Source organism: Methylohalobius crimeensis 10Ki, from assembly GCF_000421465.1.
Classification (GTDB): Bacteria; Pseudomonadota; Gammaproteobacteria; order Methylococcales; family Methylothermaceae; genus Methylohalobius; species Methylohalobius crimeensis.
In genome coordinates this window covers 619,028-633,905 of record NZ_ATXB01000002.1, presented here as the reverse complement: position 1 = coordinate 633,905, position 14,878 = coordinate 619,028, and the positions used below count along the sequence as shown (strand labels likewise).

The 14,878-nt window shown below is 59.9% G+C and carries 13 protein-coding genes; 6 read left to right on the top strand and 7 right to left on the bottom strand.

Features of this window, described 5'->3' with window-relative positions; genetic code table 11:
* Positions 1 to 36: 36 nt before the first annotated feature.
* Complete coding sequence (gene queF / locus H035_RS0116770) at positions 37 to 399, top strand: preQ(1) synthase (protein WP_022950114.1); 363 nt, start codon at positions 37 to 39, stop codon at positions 397 to 399.
* Here queF and H035_RS0116765 read toward each other — a convergent pair.
* From H035_RS0116765 to H035_RS20430, 5 genes are all read right to left on the bottom strand, one after another.
* Positions 396 to 1,637 (bottom strand): HlyD family secretion protein, encoded by a 1,242-nt coding sequence (locus H035_RS0116765; protein ID WP_022950113.1) that lies wholly within the window; start codon positions 1,635 to 1,637, stop codon positions 396 to 398. The genes queF and H035_RS0116765 overlap by 4 nt on opposite strands.
* Before the next feature lie 8 nt (positions 1,638 to 1,645).
* Complete coding sequence (locus H035_RS0116760) at positions 1,646 to 3,154, bottom strand: efflux transporter outer membrane subunit (protein ID WP_022950112.1); 1,509 nt, start codon at positions 3,152 to 3,154, stop codon at positions 1,646 to 1,648.
* Positions 3,141 to 4,706: a DHA2 family efflux MFS transporter permease subunit gene (locus tag H035_RS0116755; protein ID WP_022950111.1), complete on the bottom strand. Its 1,566-nt coding sequence runs from the start codon at positions 4,704 to 4,706 to the stop codon at positions 3,141 to 3,143. The genes H035_RS0116760 and H035_RS0116755 overlap by 14 nt, the downstream gene beginning before the upstream one ends.
* Positions 4,707 to 4,716: 10 nt before the next feature.
* On the bottom strand, positions 4,717 to 5,523 hold the full coding sequence (locus tag H035_RS0116750) for a hypothetical protein (RefSeq protein ID WP_022950110.1): 807 nt from the start codon (positions 5,521 to 5,523) through the stop codon (positions 4,717 to 4,719).
* A 61-nt stretch (positions 5,524 to 5,584) separates the two neighbouring features.
* Positions 5,585 to 6,265 (bottom strand): helix-turn-helix transcriptional regulator, encoded by a 681-nt coding sequence (locus tag H035_RS20430; RefSeq protein ID WP_022950109.1) that lies wholly within the window; start codon positions 6,263 to 6,265, stop codon positions 5,585 to 5,587.
* A gap of 153 nt (positions 6,266 to 6,418) precedes the next feature.
* On the opposite strand from H035_RS20430, the gene H035_RS0116740 reads away from it, so the two are divergent.
* The 5 genes from H035_RS0116740 (at position 6,419) to H035_RS0116720 (ending at position 13,053) form a co-directional block, all read left to right on the top strand.
* Entirely contained in the window at positions 6,419 to 7,357 is a 939-nt protein-coding gene (locus H035_RS0116740) for a multicopper oxidase domain-containing protein (protein WP_235044668.1), read from the top strand.
* A gap of 15 nt (positions 7,358 to 7,372) precedes the next feature.
* Positions 7,373 to 9,223: a hypothetical protein gene (locus tag H035_RS0116735; protein ID WP_084685004.1), complete on the top strand. Its 1,851-nt coding sequence runs from the start codon at positions 7,373 to 7,375 to the stop codon at positions 9,221 to 9,223.
* Between the two features lie 256 nt (positions 9,224 to 9,479).
* Positions 9,480 to 9,839 carry an exosortase system-associated protein, TIGR04073 family gene (locus H035_RS0116730; protein WP_026596755.1) on the top strand — a complete coding sequence of 120 codons (360 nt, stop codon included), beginning with the start codon at positions 9,480 to 9,482 and terminating at the stop codon, positions 9,837 to 9,839.
* Between the two features lie 147 nt (positions 9,840 to 9,986).
* A complete protein-coding gene (locus H035_RS0116725) occupies positions 9,987 to 10,982 on the top strand; it encodes a DUF2333 family protein (RefSeq protein ID WP_022950107.1) in 996 nt (331 codons plus the stop codon).
* A 271-nt stretch (positions 10,983 to 11,253) separates the two neighbouring features.
* The gene (locus H035_RS0116720; RefSeq protein WP_022950106.1) at positions 11,254 to 13,053 is read left to right on the top strand and encodes an adenosylcobalamin-dependent ribonucleoside-diphosphate reductase; all 1,800 of its coding nucleotides are present in this window, start codon (positions 11,254 to 11,256) and stop codon (positions 13,051 to 13,053) included.
* 62 nt (positions 13,054 to 13,115) lie between these two features.
* On the opposite strand, the gene H035_RS0116715 is transcribed toward H035_RS0116720, so the two are convergent.
* The gene (locus H035_RS0116715) at positions 13,116 to 13,475 is read right to left on the bottom strand and encodes an HPF/RaiA family ribosome-associated protein (RefSeq protein ID WP_022950105.1); all 360 of its coding nucleotides are present in this window, start codon (positions 13,473 to 13,475) and stop codon (positions 13,116 to 13,118) included.
* 203 nt (positions 13,476 to 13,678) lie between these two features.
* Positions 13,679 to 14,809 carry an urease accessory protein UreH domain-containing protein gene (locus H035_RS20425; protein ID WP_022950104.1) on the bottom strand — a complete coding sequence of 377 codons (1,131 nt, stop codon included), beginning with the start codon at positions 14,807 to 14,809 and terminating at the stop codon, positions 13,679 to 13,681.
* Positions 14,810 to 14,878 lie beyond the last annotated feature (69 nt).

Below are 14,878 nucleotides of genomic sequence, written 5' to 3'. Positions count from 1 at the left end.
ACCCATTTTGAATTTTCAGGCTTTCAGCAAGACAATATGCCCTCCCAACCGAGTAAAACGTTAGAAACTTTTCCCAACCCCAATCCCGGCCGCGAATACACCATCCGGATCGATTCGCCGGAATTCACCTGTCTGTGCCCCAAGACCGGTCAGCCGGATTTCGCCACCATCCTGGTGGAGTACATCCCCGACCGGCTGTGCATCGAGCTCAAGTCCTACAAGCTTTACCTCTGGTCCTATCGCGACGAAGGCGCATTCCACGAAGCGGTGACCAACCGGATCCTGGACGACTTGGCGGCCGCGTGCCGTCCCCGCTGGATGAAAGTGGAGGCCCGCTTCAATGTCCGCGGCGGGATCTATACTACCGTGACCGCCGAGTACCGGCCGGCAGAGTCTTAACGTTTCCTCCGATTGGCCTCGATGATGCGCTGGCTGAGGGATTCCACCGCCTGCAGTTCGTTCGCGTAGGCCTGGCTTCGGTAGGCGGGTGCCTCGGTGGTGGCCAGGGAGCGCAGGACGTCCGTCTCGAATCGCCGTTCTTCCCGGGGCGGTGGGCTCGCTTCGGTTTTCACTTCGTTCGACGGCTGGGAGCCCCTTTCTCCCGCCCAAGTCAATCCCCGCCGTCCCACCGCGATGCGGGTGACGGTGGACAGACCGGGGCGCAGGGGATGGCGACGCAGTTCCTCCGGGAACAGGCCGATGCGTACCCCCACCCGCTGGCGGATGCGGATGAAGTTGCCGGTGGCGGTGTCGGGGGGAATCAGGGCGAAGGTGCTGCCGGTGGCGGGGAGGATGCCTTCCACGACGCCGTGATAGGTGCGGCGGGAACCGTACATGTCGACACTGATTTCCGCGCGTTGGCCGGGGCGGACGGGGGCGAGCTTGGTTTCCAGAAGGTAGGCCTCGACCCATAGATGATCCAGGGGAACCAGGGTCAGTAAGGGGGTTCCGGTAGACACCCGGTCGCCTACTTGGATTTTCCTTTTCGCCACGAAGCCGCTGGCCGGGGCGACGATGGTTTGGCGTACGAAATCCAGATAGGCCGTCTCGAGCGCGCTTTTGGCCTGCTCCACCCAGGGATGATTGTCCACCTCGGTTCCCTGGATCTGGCTTTCCGTCCGGCGTAAATCGGCCCGGGTCTCGCGCACGCGGGCGCGCAATTCACGCAGCCGGTCTTCGGTGTTTTGCAGGGTTTTTTGGGACACCCCGCCTTCCTCGACCACCCAGCGGAAGCGTTGGAGATCGTGTTGAATTCGCTTTACCCGAGCGGTTTGGGCGTCCAGTCGATGGTGCAGCACTTCGGTTTCGTCGAAGGCGGCCTGGACTCGGCGTACCGCCGCGGCCAGATCGGCCTTGGCTTTTTCCAGAGCGATCTGCGCCCGATGTCCCTGCAGCCGGACCAGGATCTGCCCTTCGCGGACGAATTGGGTGTCTTCCGCGGCGACCTCCACCACCGTCCCGGAAACCAAGGCCTCGACGGGGATCACGTTGCCTCGCACGTAGGCGTCGCCCGTGCTGACAAAGCGGTGGTTGCGGTACCAGAACCAAGCGAAGATCAATGCGAGAATCAATAAGATCAAGGTCAAGCGTCGGATGCGCCGGTTCCTCCGGCCCAAAAGTCGTTTGCGGGTTGACATGAATTCCTTTACTCGTCGGGGATATCGGTTTTTGTCCAGCCTCCTCCCAGTGCTTGGATGAGGTCCACCACGGCCCGATTGCGCTGCATCTCCAACCGGGCCCGCTCCAGTTCGCGGAAGCTTGTTTCGGTTGCCGCCGCCAGCAGTTCCGAGCGATCGTTGAGACCGGCCTCGTGGAGGCCGGCGGCCAGACGATAGCGGCGTCGGGCGGCGTTCAGCGCCGCTTGGTGCGAAGTCAGGCGGCGGTTGCTATCCTGCCAGCGGGTCAGGGCGTCGGCCACGTTCCGCACCGCGTGGAGGACGGCTTCATTATAGGTTTCCACCGCGGCGGCATAGGCGGCTCGGCTGGCCTGAAGGTTGCCCCTGAGGCGTCCGCCCTGAAACAGGGGGAAATCCACCGTGGGACCGATCTGGTAGGCCAGGCTGCTGCCTTGCAGGAGAATGTCCGAGAACGACACGCTGTGCAGACCGGCGAATCCCACCAGATTGACGTCGGGATAGAAGGCGGTGCGGGCGACCTTGACCTCCTGGGCGGCCGCTTCCGCCAGATGTTTCGCCACCGCCACGTCCGGCCGGTGGCCGAGCAGGTGGAGGGGCAGGTCGGTGGGCAGGGAAAAGCGCTTGGAAATCCGAACCGGCTGAATTTGGATGGTGTCGCCGAAATCGGGACCCCGGCCGACCAGATAGGCGATTTCGTGGCGCAGTAGTGCCACCTCTTGACGCAATCCATCCCTCAGGGCTTGGGCGTCGAGGTAACGTTCCTCGGCGGTGTCCTGACGCATATGCGGGTCCAATCCCGCCCGCCAACGGCCCCGACTGACTTCGAGCCGGCCATTTTGGTGCCGGATCAGTTCTTCCGCGGCGGCCAGGCGTTGTTCGGCGACCGCCAGGCGAAGATAGGCCCGGGCGATGGCGCTGCTCAGCCACAAGCGGGCGTCGGCCAGTTCGGCGGCGCGGGCTTTGGATCGACCCATGGCGGCCGCGATGGCGGCGCGGTCCTTGCCCCACAGATCCAGATGCCAGCGCAGATTGACCGGGTTGAACAGGATGAATCCGAAGCTCTCCCCGGCCAGCTTGGCCTGTACGCTGTTGGCCGAAAATCGCGCATGGCCGAATTGGGTGTTGGACTCCAAGCCCGGCAGCAAGCGAGCCGTTTCCACCGTGATTTGAGCCCGGGATTGGCGCAGGCGATGGGCGGCGGTTTTGAGATCGGGATTGTCTTTCAGTGCGGTTTCGATCAGCCGATCGAGTTCGTCGCTGCCGAATTGTCGCCACCAGGCGCGGTTCGGCCATTTGCCGTCGACCGGCGCGGCCTCGTCGGTCGCTTCCAGGGTAAGCGCCATATCCGGCTGGGAGAGGAAGCGGGCCTCGCTTTCGTCGGCATCGGGCAGGAAGGCGCAGCCGGCGAGAAGCGCCAGGGGGAACAACCATGCCGGTAAAACCGGGCATTTTCCGGAATCGCGGCGTGCCGAACCGGCAATGTTTCGCGGAGAGGAATAGGTTTTACGGTTCCTCAAGCTGCTTCTCCTCCCAAAGCATGCGGATCTTGCGGCGCAAATCCAGGCGTACCGGCAAGTGCACCGGATCGGCCAGCCAGGCCAGCACCGCCAGGCCGACGAATACCATGGCCGCGAGCAAAAACGCATCGTCGAATCCCAGGATCGACGCCCGATGCGCCACGGTTTTTTCTAGTTGCGTCTGCGCGGCGGCGGGGGAGAATCCGGCCTGGGTAAATTTGTCCAACAAGGCTTGGCTGCGCGGATCGGCGAGGGTGAACTGGTCCACCAGATTGACGCGATGGAAGCCGCTGCGCTGGTAGGCGATCACCCCCATGCTGGAAATCCCCCAGGACCCGGCGGCGATTCTCAGAACGTTGGCCTGTTCCAGAACCCGGGGATGGTATCTGGGCGGCACCCCGGCCAAGATCAGTGCGGTCAAGGGGGCGAAGAAGACGCCCAGGCAGAGTCCTTCCAGGCAGAGGGGCCAGAACAATTGATCCAGCCAGGCATCGCGATCGAAGCGGCCGATCCAGGAAAAGACCAGGGCGAAACCGAGCAAGTCCAGGGAAATCAGCAGGCGGAGATCGATGTTCCGCATCAATCGATGCGTGAAGGCGATCATCGGCTTGGCCAGCAGCAAAGGCACGAATACCAGCCCCGCCAGCCAGGTGGAATAGTCGAAGATGAGCTGAAGCCGTACGATCAGAAACGAGAACAAGCCTTGAATGAAGAAAAAACCCACCGCCAGGCAGGTCACTCCAATGAGAAAGTTGCGCTGGCGCAGGAGGCGCAGATCCACCGCCGGATAGGGGGTGCCCAGCTCCCAAATCCACCAGTAAAGCAAGGCGACTACCGTGATCGACGCCACGCCGACCAGGAGGTCGGAACGCCACCAATCCCAGTCGTTGCCCAGGTTGAGGAGGGTATGGGTTCCCGCCATCACGATCACCAGCAGGCCATAGCCGATTTTGTCGAAGCGCCAGGCGGGACGGGTTTCCTTTTCCATATCCAGGAGCGTGGTCACCATGAAGGCCACCATGCCGCCGACGGCGAGATTGAGATAAAACAACCAGCGCCATCCCAGTTCGTCGGTAATCCAGCCGCCGACCATTCCCCCCAGGGTGAGCGGTGCCAGGGCCGCCATGCCCCAGAGGGAGACGCCGGTCAGTTTTTTTTCCGGTGGCCAGCGGCTCAGGGCGATATTTTGGGAAAGGAGCAATACCAGGCCGCTGGGGAAGCCCAACAGAATCCTGCCTAGGAGAAAGCCGGGAAATTCCGGTGCCCGGGCGCAAATCGCCGAGGCGAGGAGGAAGCCCGCGAGCCCGGCCAAGAGTATCCGCGCCCGGCCGAATTTTTTCGCCAGCCAACTGGTCAGCGGCACCGACAAGGCCCAGCCCATCATGAAATAGGTCTGGGCCCAGGTGCCGAAGCTGGATGCCACCCCCAGGGCCCCCGCCGCCTTGGGGATGGCGGCGACATAAACCGCGGCGTTGAACAGGACCAGCACATGGCCCAGCATCAGGCTCGCTTGAACGAGCGCGAAGGGGGCGTTGCGGCGGGGCATGGCCATGGGGCCGGAGTCAGAAGCTAGCGGTCAAGGGCGGCAGAGTCTGCTCGGCGAGCCGTCGACCCAGATCGCGGATCGCCGATTTGAAGGCCCTGGCCTCCCGATCGAACAGTTGCCACTCCGCCCGGACGGATGCGGTCTCGCGCCCGCTGGCGCGCGCCTTCACCCGGCCACTGACGGGATCGATGCGTTTCGCCAGCAAGGTCAGGCGGATTTGGCCATGGAAGACGGAAACGTCTCCGACGGCCACCTCGATGACATCGGTGCTTTTCGGAATGCCGGCGTGCCGGTAATCGGCGTCACTTTGCTCCGCCGCGTACCATTGCAGAACCGCGGCGCGCCAATCGGGCAGATGGGTCGGACGGGAGGGCGATAGGGGGAGATAGCGATCCCACACGCGGGCTTCGACCCCTTGATTTCGAAGCGCTCGGGCGAGGGTTTCACTCACTTCCCGACTCGCTGACCAGATATGCCCTTCATAAGGTCTCGGGCCGCGATCCGAAATGAGGGGCGGATCGAAACGGGCGCCGGATTCATTCGGTGCGATTCTGCCTAGGGTGAGTACGCCGCCGGGAGCGAGATAAAGGCTTTTTTCCAGCGCCAGGTAGTCGGCGGTCATGATCGCATCCCTGATCAAGGCGTGGGTGGCGGGTTGGCGATCGCCGAGCGAATCGGGATGCATTTCCAAGGGTGGCGAAGCCATCGCCACCAATACCACTGGTGCCGTTTCCGCTGTGAAATTATGCGGCTTTGCACCGGCGTCGGCCAACCAACTACCCGATAACAGCAAGAACAGGAGGGGGATGATGGAAGTCTTCATGGGTAGAGACCTTCGGCTTGCTTGATGACAAGCGTTACCAAAACAAAGAGCAGTTTGTTTGTCAAGTTTTATGTTTATAAACTGAGGGGGTGGTCTTGGCTTTCTCGGAGACTTGCCGTGCCGCCAGACAAAACCGACAGGCCATTCCGTCCCGCACCATGCATTCCCGCTGCACCACGGTTTCTTCCAGCAAACCGTCCAGCAAGCCCATATCGAGCGCGCAGACTTCGGGATGGGTTTCGGCCAGGTCGTGATAGACGCAGTTTTTCGCGCTGATCTCCGGCAATCCCGCTTCCGACTCCACGACCTGGGCCTGGTAACCGAACTCCTGCATGATCTGAACCGCTTCCCGAATCCGTTCCGCGCGACTTTTTCCGCGAAGGCGTTCGCGCAAGACGGCGGCGGTTTCCTGTCCCAGCCGGTAGAGCAGTTTCTCCATCTCCGCGCTGCCCAATTGTTCAATCAACTGACGCAGAAGCAGTTCGGAGAACCAGGCGTATTGCTTGGGGAAAAGGTGCATCCCTCGGTCGGTGAGGGCATAGACTTGGCTGGGACGCCCGCCGGTCTTCATGAAGGCCTTGTGCGCGACGTAGCCGTCCCGTTCCAAGGCGGTCAAGTGCTGGTGGACCGCGCTTTTCGACACGTCCAGGGCGCGCGCCAAGTTTTCCATCGTCATTCCCGCCTTGTTTTCCAGCAGCAGCTCGAGGAGTTGTTGCTGGCGTTTGCCAAAGCCAGTGAGCATTGTGTTTTCTCCAGAATCGTTGAGTTTTATGAAGTGTACAAGCTTTCCCTTTTAAGCGAAATATGATTTTTTAAACATAAAAATTGACAAAGCGTTTAAAGTCACGTTTACTGGTTTCCCGACACCATCAATATCATCCATCGGGAGCAGGTTATGCGCTTATATTTCTCCTTGTTCATGGCTCTGGCCTTAAGCCTGGGCCTCGCTTCGCCGCTTTACGCGGCCAATCACCGGATTACCCTGGAGGCGGTGCGGATGCCTTCCGGCCAGTTGGCTTACCGGATGCTCGAGCATCGCATCGATGCCGACGGGAAGGTGAAGGATGTCACCGGACGTTACCCCTCCGGGCCCACCATTCCGGGACCGGCCATCGTCATCCAGGAAGGCGACGTGGCCGAAGTGACCTTGAAACATGGGATCGCCGATTCGGACTTGCCGGTGAGCCTCCATGTCCACGGGGTCCATTACAAAATCGACAGCGACGGCACCACCGCCGCCCTCAACGGCGAGGGCGATCAAGCCGCCTTTCCGGGTAAGCCCTATACCTACAAGTGGATCGCCGCCCCCGGCACCGCCGGGACCTGGCCTTATCACGACCACGCCTTCGGGGATCCCAAAGTGGGAGCGGAGGACAAAGGGCTGTACGGCACCCTCATCGTCAACCCCAAAAGCGGCCGGGTGCCCGCCATGATCGACGGTAAGGTGACCCAAGTGAACGTCGGGGATATCAAGCGTGAATTCATTCTTTGGATGCACGAGACCACTTTCTGGGGACAGGAAGTGAACCACATCGTCGACAAGCAGGTTCCCCTCTGGACCAATCCCACCGTCGGTGCCCGGGAGGGAGAGTTGGTGCGCTTCCATGTCATCGGCATGGGGACCGCCTTTCACACTTTCCATCTGCACGGACACCGTTGGATCGAACCCGGCACCACGCACGTGGTGGATACCGTCAACATCGGCCCCATCAGTCGCCAAGCTTTCGTCGTCAAGGCGGGCGAGGGCGTCGGTCCGGGGGACTGGCACTACCACTGTCACGTGGTCCAGCACATGCAAAGCGGCATGATGGGTAAATTCCGAGTCATTCCATAAAAGAGGAGGAGTGCTATGAAACCGTTATTCAAATTATTGGCCATTGCCGCCGGCGTCAGCCTGGCGACCAACGCTTCGGCGGTTCGGTTGAAGAGCGGAGGCGCCGAGAGCGCCGCGCCGAAGCCCTCGGCCGAAGGGGCGATCATCAGCGTGGCCGGGGTGATGCCTTCGGCCACTTTGGAGATGACCGACGAGCCCGGAACCTGGTTCAAGGACCCCGTCGACGGGGATGCGGTGGTGGTGGTTAAGCCGCGGGAGGCGGTGTTGATCAAGATGACCGAAACCAACAGCGAACACACCATCACCAGCCTGCTGTGGCAGCCGGGGGCGAAGGATTTCCCGGTGGATCAGGAGAAGGCTTCTTCGGCCAGCGTCACGGTCCAGTTCGACCGTCCCGGGCTGTATGTGTTCACCTGTAAAGTGCATCCCTATATGTTCGGAGCGGTGATCGTGGACGATCCGGCGACCGACGGACTGGACATCGGCAGCGAGATCCAATTGGTCACCGGCGCCAAAGTGCCCACCACCAGCGATATCGCCAAGAAGCTCCTCCGGACCTTCTTCGTTGTGACCACTCCCGATCTGTGGCGCGATTACAGCAAGTCCACCTGGGAGGTCAATTTGCCCGACCTGCCCTTGAATCTGGGTGGAACGGAAATCTCCCTGAATGCCTTGAGCGTTTCCGTTCCCAACGAGGTCTCCAAGCCGAGTACTCCCGGCGTGGGGGAGGTCTGGGTCAACACCCAGTTCGAAGCCATCAACGGCAAGACCAAGTTCGGTTCCGCCACCCAGCTCAATACCGCCACCTGGGAGATCGAAAAGAAGGTCAAGGGGGTCGAGACCAATATGAACCACCCCCACAATATGTGGACCGACAAGACGTACAAGTACATCTATCAGACCGAGTGGTTCGATAAGCGCTTGACCACCTTCGATCGCGAGAAGGGGGATGTCTACGGCGTGGTCACGGTGGGTCAATCGCCTTCCCACGTCATCACCCGCCCGGGCACCGATGACTTGTACGTGGCCATCAACGGCGAGGCGCGGGTTGCCAAGCTGTCTCCCGGCGCCAATCACAATCTTCTCGGCGCGATCGACACCGGTCCCCATACCGGTCCCCACGGGCATTGGATCAGCGACGACGGCAGCACCATGGTGACGCCCAACGCCCTCGCCTCGAGCGTATCGGTGACGGATCTGAACAGCGAAAAAGTGACCGAGATTCCCACCGGCGGGGTGATTCCCATCGCGATCGGCATCCGGCCGCAGGGAGATTACGCCTATGCCGCCAATCTGCTGGGGACGCCGCCACAGTTGAGCACCATGAGCGTGATCGACCTTAGAACTAAGAAAAAGGTCAAGGACATCGATCTCGCCGCCGACTACGATCCGATTTCCGGCGAAGTCTCGGGGCCTGCCTACGGTTTGCTGCCGATCCAAACCCCGGTGAGTCCGGACGGTAAATACGTGGTGACCGCCAACACGTTGAGTGCGAGCATCTCCATCGTCGACACCGAGACCAATCAGGTGGTCAAGCAGTTGCCCTGCGATCCCGGCGCCCACGGGGTGGAGTTCGGGTTCAAGAAGGGGGGCGGTTACTATGCCTACGTGGCGAGCAAGTTCTCCAACGTATTGACCGTGGTGGACATGGATACCCTGGAGGTGGCCGGAAGGATTCCGCTTGCCGACCCCAGCGATTCCCAGATCACCGCTTATAACGGTTACGGGGGCCAGGGCGTGCTGCCGTTGCCGCTGGTATTCCACGGATGGCTCAAGGACACGCTCGATTTGTCCGGTAGCGGCAAATTGGCTCCCGAGGTCGAGCGCTGGCTTAAGGAACTGACACCCGAGCAAAAGGGCATCTAACCGCCCTCGTTTCTCCGCCGTCCCCCGGGACGGCGGAGCTTTTTGCGGCATCGATATCTGATACTTGGATAAACAGTGCCTGGCCATTGATTCGTCGCAACGGATGGTCATCGGGAAAGCCGGGTGACTTTTGTTTACGGGAAGTAAATGGTTTATTTGAGAATAACCCTCATTTTTGGTTGACCGGGAAGCGCCAGCGCTCTATTATTGGTTTCGACTCGAAACAAAAAAGAATGAGCTTCTGGAGGACTTGATCATGCAGAAATTCAAACCGCTTTGCTTGACTGCGTTGCTCGCCATTGCGACCTATGCACCGGTCGGACATGCCGATGGTTATGTGTCAGGGGTGGGCGACAAGTTCAATCGCGGCGTGGCCAATCTGTTTACCGGTCTTGTGGAGGTCCCGAAAAATATCGTGGACGCGAGCGGGAAAACCAACGCCGTCGTCGGTACGACGGGTGGCTTGATCATGGGAACCGTGGATACCCTGGGTCGAACCGCCAGCGGTGTCTTCGACATCATTACCAGCCCGCTGCCGACCGAAAGCGTGGTCGAACCGGCTTATGTTTGGGACGATTTTTATCGCCCGACCTCTTACGGTGACGCCTATATGTAAAACCGGACCTTCCGGTTCGAGGGTGGTGGGAGGGGCGGTTTTCGGTCCGTATGCGGTTTCATTTACCATGTCCGAGGATTACTGAAGTATTCCAAACTTTGCAGGGGGCGGTCGCAAATGTCGATAGTATCTAGAGCTCCGTTGTTCATGGGAACCGCAGAAGGAGGATTGCAAAAACGCTGGATTTGGATCCTCGCCGGAATTGCCGGTGGCGTGGCGTTTATCATGATCGCGGTGGGTTGGTATTGGACCTATCAGTGTTTTTACCCGGACATGTACGATGTCACCGAAGCGGCGTTGAATGAAACCGGTCTCAGCAATCCCAAGGAGCTTGGGACCGGCGCCCGGACCACGGCGGTATTGATTCATAACATGGAATATTTATTGACCAAGCCGGGCGGCTACCTGGCCAATGACGTCACCCCGCCGAGCGTATTCCTCGACAATATGCCCAGTTGGGAATACGGGGTGGTGGTGGCTTCCCGGGATCTGGCCACCGCCTTGCGTAATCATTTCTCCCGGGCCCAGTCCCAATCCGCCGAAGATCCCGATTTGGGCGTCGGGGAACCCTATTACTACTTCGAAACCACTTCCTGGATCCTCCCCCCGACCGAAATGGAATACCAAAAAGGGATCGAGGCATTCCGCCGCTATCTGGGGCGTCTCCAAGAGCAGCGGGGCCCGTTCTATCCCCGTGCCGATAATCTGTCCCAATACATCGACATCCTATCCAAGCGCCTGGGTGCCTACGCTCAGCTTCTTACCGCCGCCGCCGGTTCCCACCACGAGGAACCGGCCGTCGCTGTCCCCGAGGAATCCGGGGCTTCCGTGCCTTTGGAAGAAGTTTCCTGGTTCGAGGTGGACAATCATCTCTACGAAGCCCGCGGCTATTGTTGGGCGCTGTTGCATATCATGCGGGCGATCCAACGGGACTTCGGCACGATAATCCGGTTGAAGGAGGCGGATGAGGAGGTTAAGCAGATCATCCGCGAACTGGAATCGATTCAAGATCCCGTGTTGAGCCCGGTCGTTTTGAACGGAAACGGCCTGGGGGTTTTTGCCAACTATTCCTTGACCATTGCCACCTATGTTTCCCATACGACTTCCGCTTTGATCGATTTGCGTGCCTTGCTGAAAATTTAATAAGAAGATCCTGATGCCCGAACGTCGCCGTGATCTGGCCATGGCGCAAGAGGGCCAAAGGACGGACTCCCCCGCCTGAGTGAACAGGCATCTAACCACCCTCCCGTTCTCCGCCGCCTGGGACATGTGCAGACGGCGGATTTTTTTCGCCGATTATACGGATACATTTTGGAAGATACGTATTGTGTCCCCGCAATTCTGGCGACGCTTCTTTAATTGGGGACGCGTTCCGTGGAACAATAGCTCAGTGGGCGTTTTATGGAGGTCTGTCATGGCGGCGGACTTCGAACTGGAAATCTCCCGCCTGGTGTGGTTGAACAAATACCGGATCGAAGGCGAGGGCGGCATCGAAGATACCTGGCGGCGGGTGACCTCGGCGGTGGCGAGCGTGGAATCGGATGCCGAGGGTTGGCGTGACCGCTTTTACGCGCTTCTGGAGGGCTTCAAGTTTCTCCCCGGCGGTCGGATTCTGGCCGGTGCCGGCACTTCCAAACGGGTCACCTTGTTCAATTGTTTCGCCATGGGATTGATCGAGGATTCCCTCGACGGCATTTTCCGTGCGCTCAAGGAAGGCGCCTTGACCATGCAGCAGGGCGGCGGCATCGGCTATGACTTTTCCACCCTGCGTCCGCGCGGCACCCTGGCGCGCACCGTGGGAGGGATCGCCTCCGGACCGGTGTCGTTCATGCGCATCTGGGATGTGACCTGCGCCACCTTGCTTTCCACCGGCAGCCGCCGCGGCGCGATGATGGCCACCCTGCGCTGCGATCATCCCGACATCGAGGAGTTCATCGACGCCAAGCGCGACCCCCGGGCCCTGCGCAATTTCAATCTATCGGTTTTGGTGAGCGACGCTTTTCTGAAGGCGGTGGCAGACGACGCCGACTGGAAGTTGGTATTTCCCGAGGTCAGCTTGGCCGACGAAATCGGAGAAGGCAGCGTGGAACGGAAATGGCCCGGTTTCGATCGGCCGGTGCCGTGTCGGGTGTTGAAGGTGGTTCGGGCGCGGGAACTTTGGTGCCGGTTGATGCGCGCCACTTACGATATGGCCGAACCGGGGGTACTGTTCATCGATCGGATCAACCGCACCAACAATCTGTATTATTGCGAACATATCTACACCACCAATCCCTGTTCGGAACTTCCCCTGCCGCCTTACGGCGATTGCAATCTGGGATCGGTCAATCTAGTCCAATTCGTGCGCGAGCCTTTCACCCGCCGGGCGCGTCTCGATCTGGACGCCATCGCATCCGTGGTGCCCGTGGCGGTCCGATTTCTCGACAACGTCATCGATCTTTCCCGTTTCCCGTTGAAGGAACAGCGCCGTCAAGCTCACGCGACGCGGAGAATCGGATTGGGAATCACCGGGCTGGCCGATGCCTTGATCATGCTGGGCCTGCACTACGCAAGCGAATCGGCGCGGGCGCTCGCCGGCAAGTTGATGGCGACCATTTGCCATACCGCTTATCTTGCCTCAACCGAGTTGGCGCGGGAAAAAGGCAGTTTTCCCCAATTCCAGGAGGATGCTTTTTTGGCCGGGGAATTCGTCGCCACCCTGCCGGCCGAGGTGACAAAGGCGATCACCGCTTCGGGCATCCGCAACAGCCACTTGCTGGCGATCGCTCCCACCGGTTCCATCAGCTTGTTGGGGGGCAACGTTTCCAGTGGTCTGGAACCGGTGTTCGCGTGGCGCTATCAGCGCCGCCTGCAAATGCCCGACGGCAGCCGCAGCCTGGTCAACGTAGAGGACGCGGCCGTCCGCTTGTGGCGTCAGCGGCATCCGAATCGGTCCTTTTCCGAGGCGTTCGTGACCGCCACCGAATTGGCGCCGGAAGCCCATCTGCAGATGCAGGCGATCCTCCAAAAATACGTGGACTGCGCTATTTCCAAGACCATCCAGGTGCCGGAGAAGTGTGCTTTCGAAGATTTCCAGGACGTCTATCGCCGCGCCTGGGAATTGGGTTTAAAAGGTTGTACCACTTACCGGCCCAATCCGATCCGCGGCGCGGTGCTCCTTCCCGAGGCGCCACCCGCAACCCACTGCTGCGATCTCAATCGGGAGGGGGATTGAATGGGCACCGTCAGTAACTTTCGGGATACTGACGGTGCGGTAGGGATGGTTGGATAAACGACTCAGCCGAGGGCGGAGTTGTTGTGTTTTTTGACGTCGCCGCGCTGGATGCGGGCGTAATCTTCCAGTCGCCGGGAGGCTGCTTGAAATGCGTCGCGGATTGCCACGTAGGCGTCTTCGTAGGCGTGATTGTCGTGATGCTCGCGGCTGATGGCGATTTCCTTGCCCGGCACCGTCAGATCGATGCGGACGTGATAGAGATCGCCTTTGTTGTGGTTGTGATGGGCGCGCTCCACCACCACTCGGCAACTGGTGATCTTGTCGTAATAGCGTTCCAGCTTCTGTGCTTTTTCCTGGATCTTGGCTTCCATGGCATCGGATTGGGGCAAACCCCGGAAAGTGACTTGCAAGGGTATTTGCATGATGGCTCCTTGTTTTCTCGGGTTAATCTTAAATTATAAAGCCGTGGCGTATCATACCAGCCCGGCGCCCCCTGTCCTTCATTATCGAGTGGATTGATTGCCCGTTCCTTGGCGGCCGGAATGCGATGGGGAGATCCGGAATGGCCAGATTCGCGCCATAAGCCTATTTTAGAGGGTTTTTACGGCTTGCGGGAACCGGAGATTCATTGCACGGTAAATGTCCCGTAACGCTCCGGTTCGGTACATCGCCAGAGAATCAGACCGGACCGGGGTGGGGAAAATTCCACCGCCTGGTGGCCGGGCTTCAAATCCAGGGCGACCTCGAAAGAAGGAATTTCCAGGCGGCTCCGGCAAAATCCGTCTTCAGCCACTTCGATTTCCCAGCGCACCGCTTGTCCGCGTAGCAAGACGAAATGATCGGGTTCGAAACCCCGCGCCGTCACCTGCATGTTGACTGTGGGCAGGGGCTTTTCCCATATGGATTCGATGCGGGAAATCAGGGGCTTTTCCCCGGTGAATTCGATGCGGGAGATCACGCTGCGTAGATCGTAATGGGTATCCGCCAAGGCCAACCCCCGGTTGAGCATCAAAGCGCCCAGCGCCACCACCACCACGCTGGAGAACTTCACCAGCTTGGGGCCCACGCTTTTGGCGATCGTGCTTGCGAAAACCCCGAAACCGATCATCATCGGCAAGGTGCCGATCCCGAAAAAGAACAACAGTTGCGCGCCTTTCAGGGGGTCGCCGGTACCGGCCGCCATGATATACATGGCCTGCAAGGGGCCGCAGACAATCATCAATCCATTGAGAAGGCCGATGATGAGCGGATGGCTGTGTTTTTTGTATTGGCGGCCGAGGAAGCGCATCACGAATCCCGGCGTACGCAGCTGGATCCGGCGCAGCCAGGGAAAGATGTTGAGCATGCTCAGCCCGAACAGGATCAAAAACACGCCGGCGATCAAGGCGATAATCCCCCGCAGCCAGGGCGTGAAGGCCACCACCGAACCGAGTGCGCCAAATGCCGCACCGATCAGCGTGTAAGAGAGGGTTTTGCCGCTGGCGTACCAAAAGTGGGAAAGATAGGAAGGGCGACCCCGGGCGCTGTCCTGGGTGGTGTAAGTGAGTATCAGCGCTCCGCACATCCCGACGCAGTGAAAACTGGTCATGAAGCCGGTCGCCAAGGCCAGGGCATGGCTCATTCCATCCATCAAGCCGTGTTCATGGGGGGAATGACCGCCCAGGCGGGCATCCATATAGACGATCAGCAAAATGCCGAGGGCACCGAACAAAATCCCCGTCCAGCGTTTGACGGGATGAGGCGAGGCTGGCTTCAAGGTGTTGTCTCCCACAAGTGTCAAACCATTATTTCTAGCAAAAAATATGCAAAGCCTTGGGTGGTGATC

Excerpts from the sequence above, each read along its gene's own strand:
- queF (WP_022950114.1), top strand. The coding sequence starts at position 37 with ATGCCCTCCCAACCGAGTAAAACGTTAGAAACTTTTCCCAACCCCAAT.
- H035_RS0116755 (WP_022950111.1), bottom strand. The coding sequence starts at position 4,706 with ATGGCCATGCCCCGCCGCAACGCCCCCTTCGCGCTCGTTCAAGCGAGC.
- H035_RS20430 (WP_022950109.1), bottom strand. The coding sequence starts at position 6,265 with ATGCTCACTGGCTTTGGCAAACGCCAGCAACAACTCCTCGAGCTGCTG.
- H035_RS0116750 (WP_022950110.1), bottom strand. The coding sequence starts at position 5,523 with ATGAAGACTTCCATCATCCCCCTCCTGTTCTTGCTGTTATCGGGTAGT.
- H035_RS0116725 (WP_022950107.1), top strand. The coding sequence starts at position 9,987 with ATGGGAACCGCAGAAGGAGGATTGCAAAAACGCTGGATTTGGATCCTC.
- H035_RS0116765 (WP_022950113.1), bottom strand. The coding sequence starts at position 1,637 with ATGTCAACCCGCAAACGACTTTTGGGCCGGAGGAACCGGCGCATCCGA.
- H035_RS0116730 (WP_026596755.1), top strand. The coding sequence starts at position 9,480 with ATGCAGAAATTCAAACCGCTTTGCTTGACTGCGTTGCTCGCCATTGCG.
- H035_RS0116740 (WP_235044668.1), top strand. The coding sequence starts at position 6,419 with ATGCGCTTATATTTCTCCTTGTTCATGGCTCTGGCCTTAAGCCTGGGC.
- H035_RS0116720 (WP_022950106.1), top strand. The coding sequence starts at position 11,254 with ATGGCGGCGGACTTCGAACTGGAAATCTCCCGCCTGGTGTGGTTGAAC.
- H035_RS0116735 (WP_084685004.1), top strand. The coding sequence starts at position 7,373 with ATGAAACCGTTATTCAAATTATTGGCCATTGCCGCCGGCGTCAGCCTG.
- H035_RS0116715 (WP_022950105.1), bottom strand. The coding sequence starts at position 13,475 with ATGCAAATACCCTTGCAAGTCACTTTCCGGGGTTTGCCCCAATCCGAT.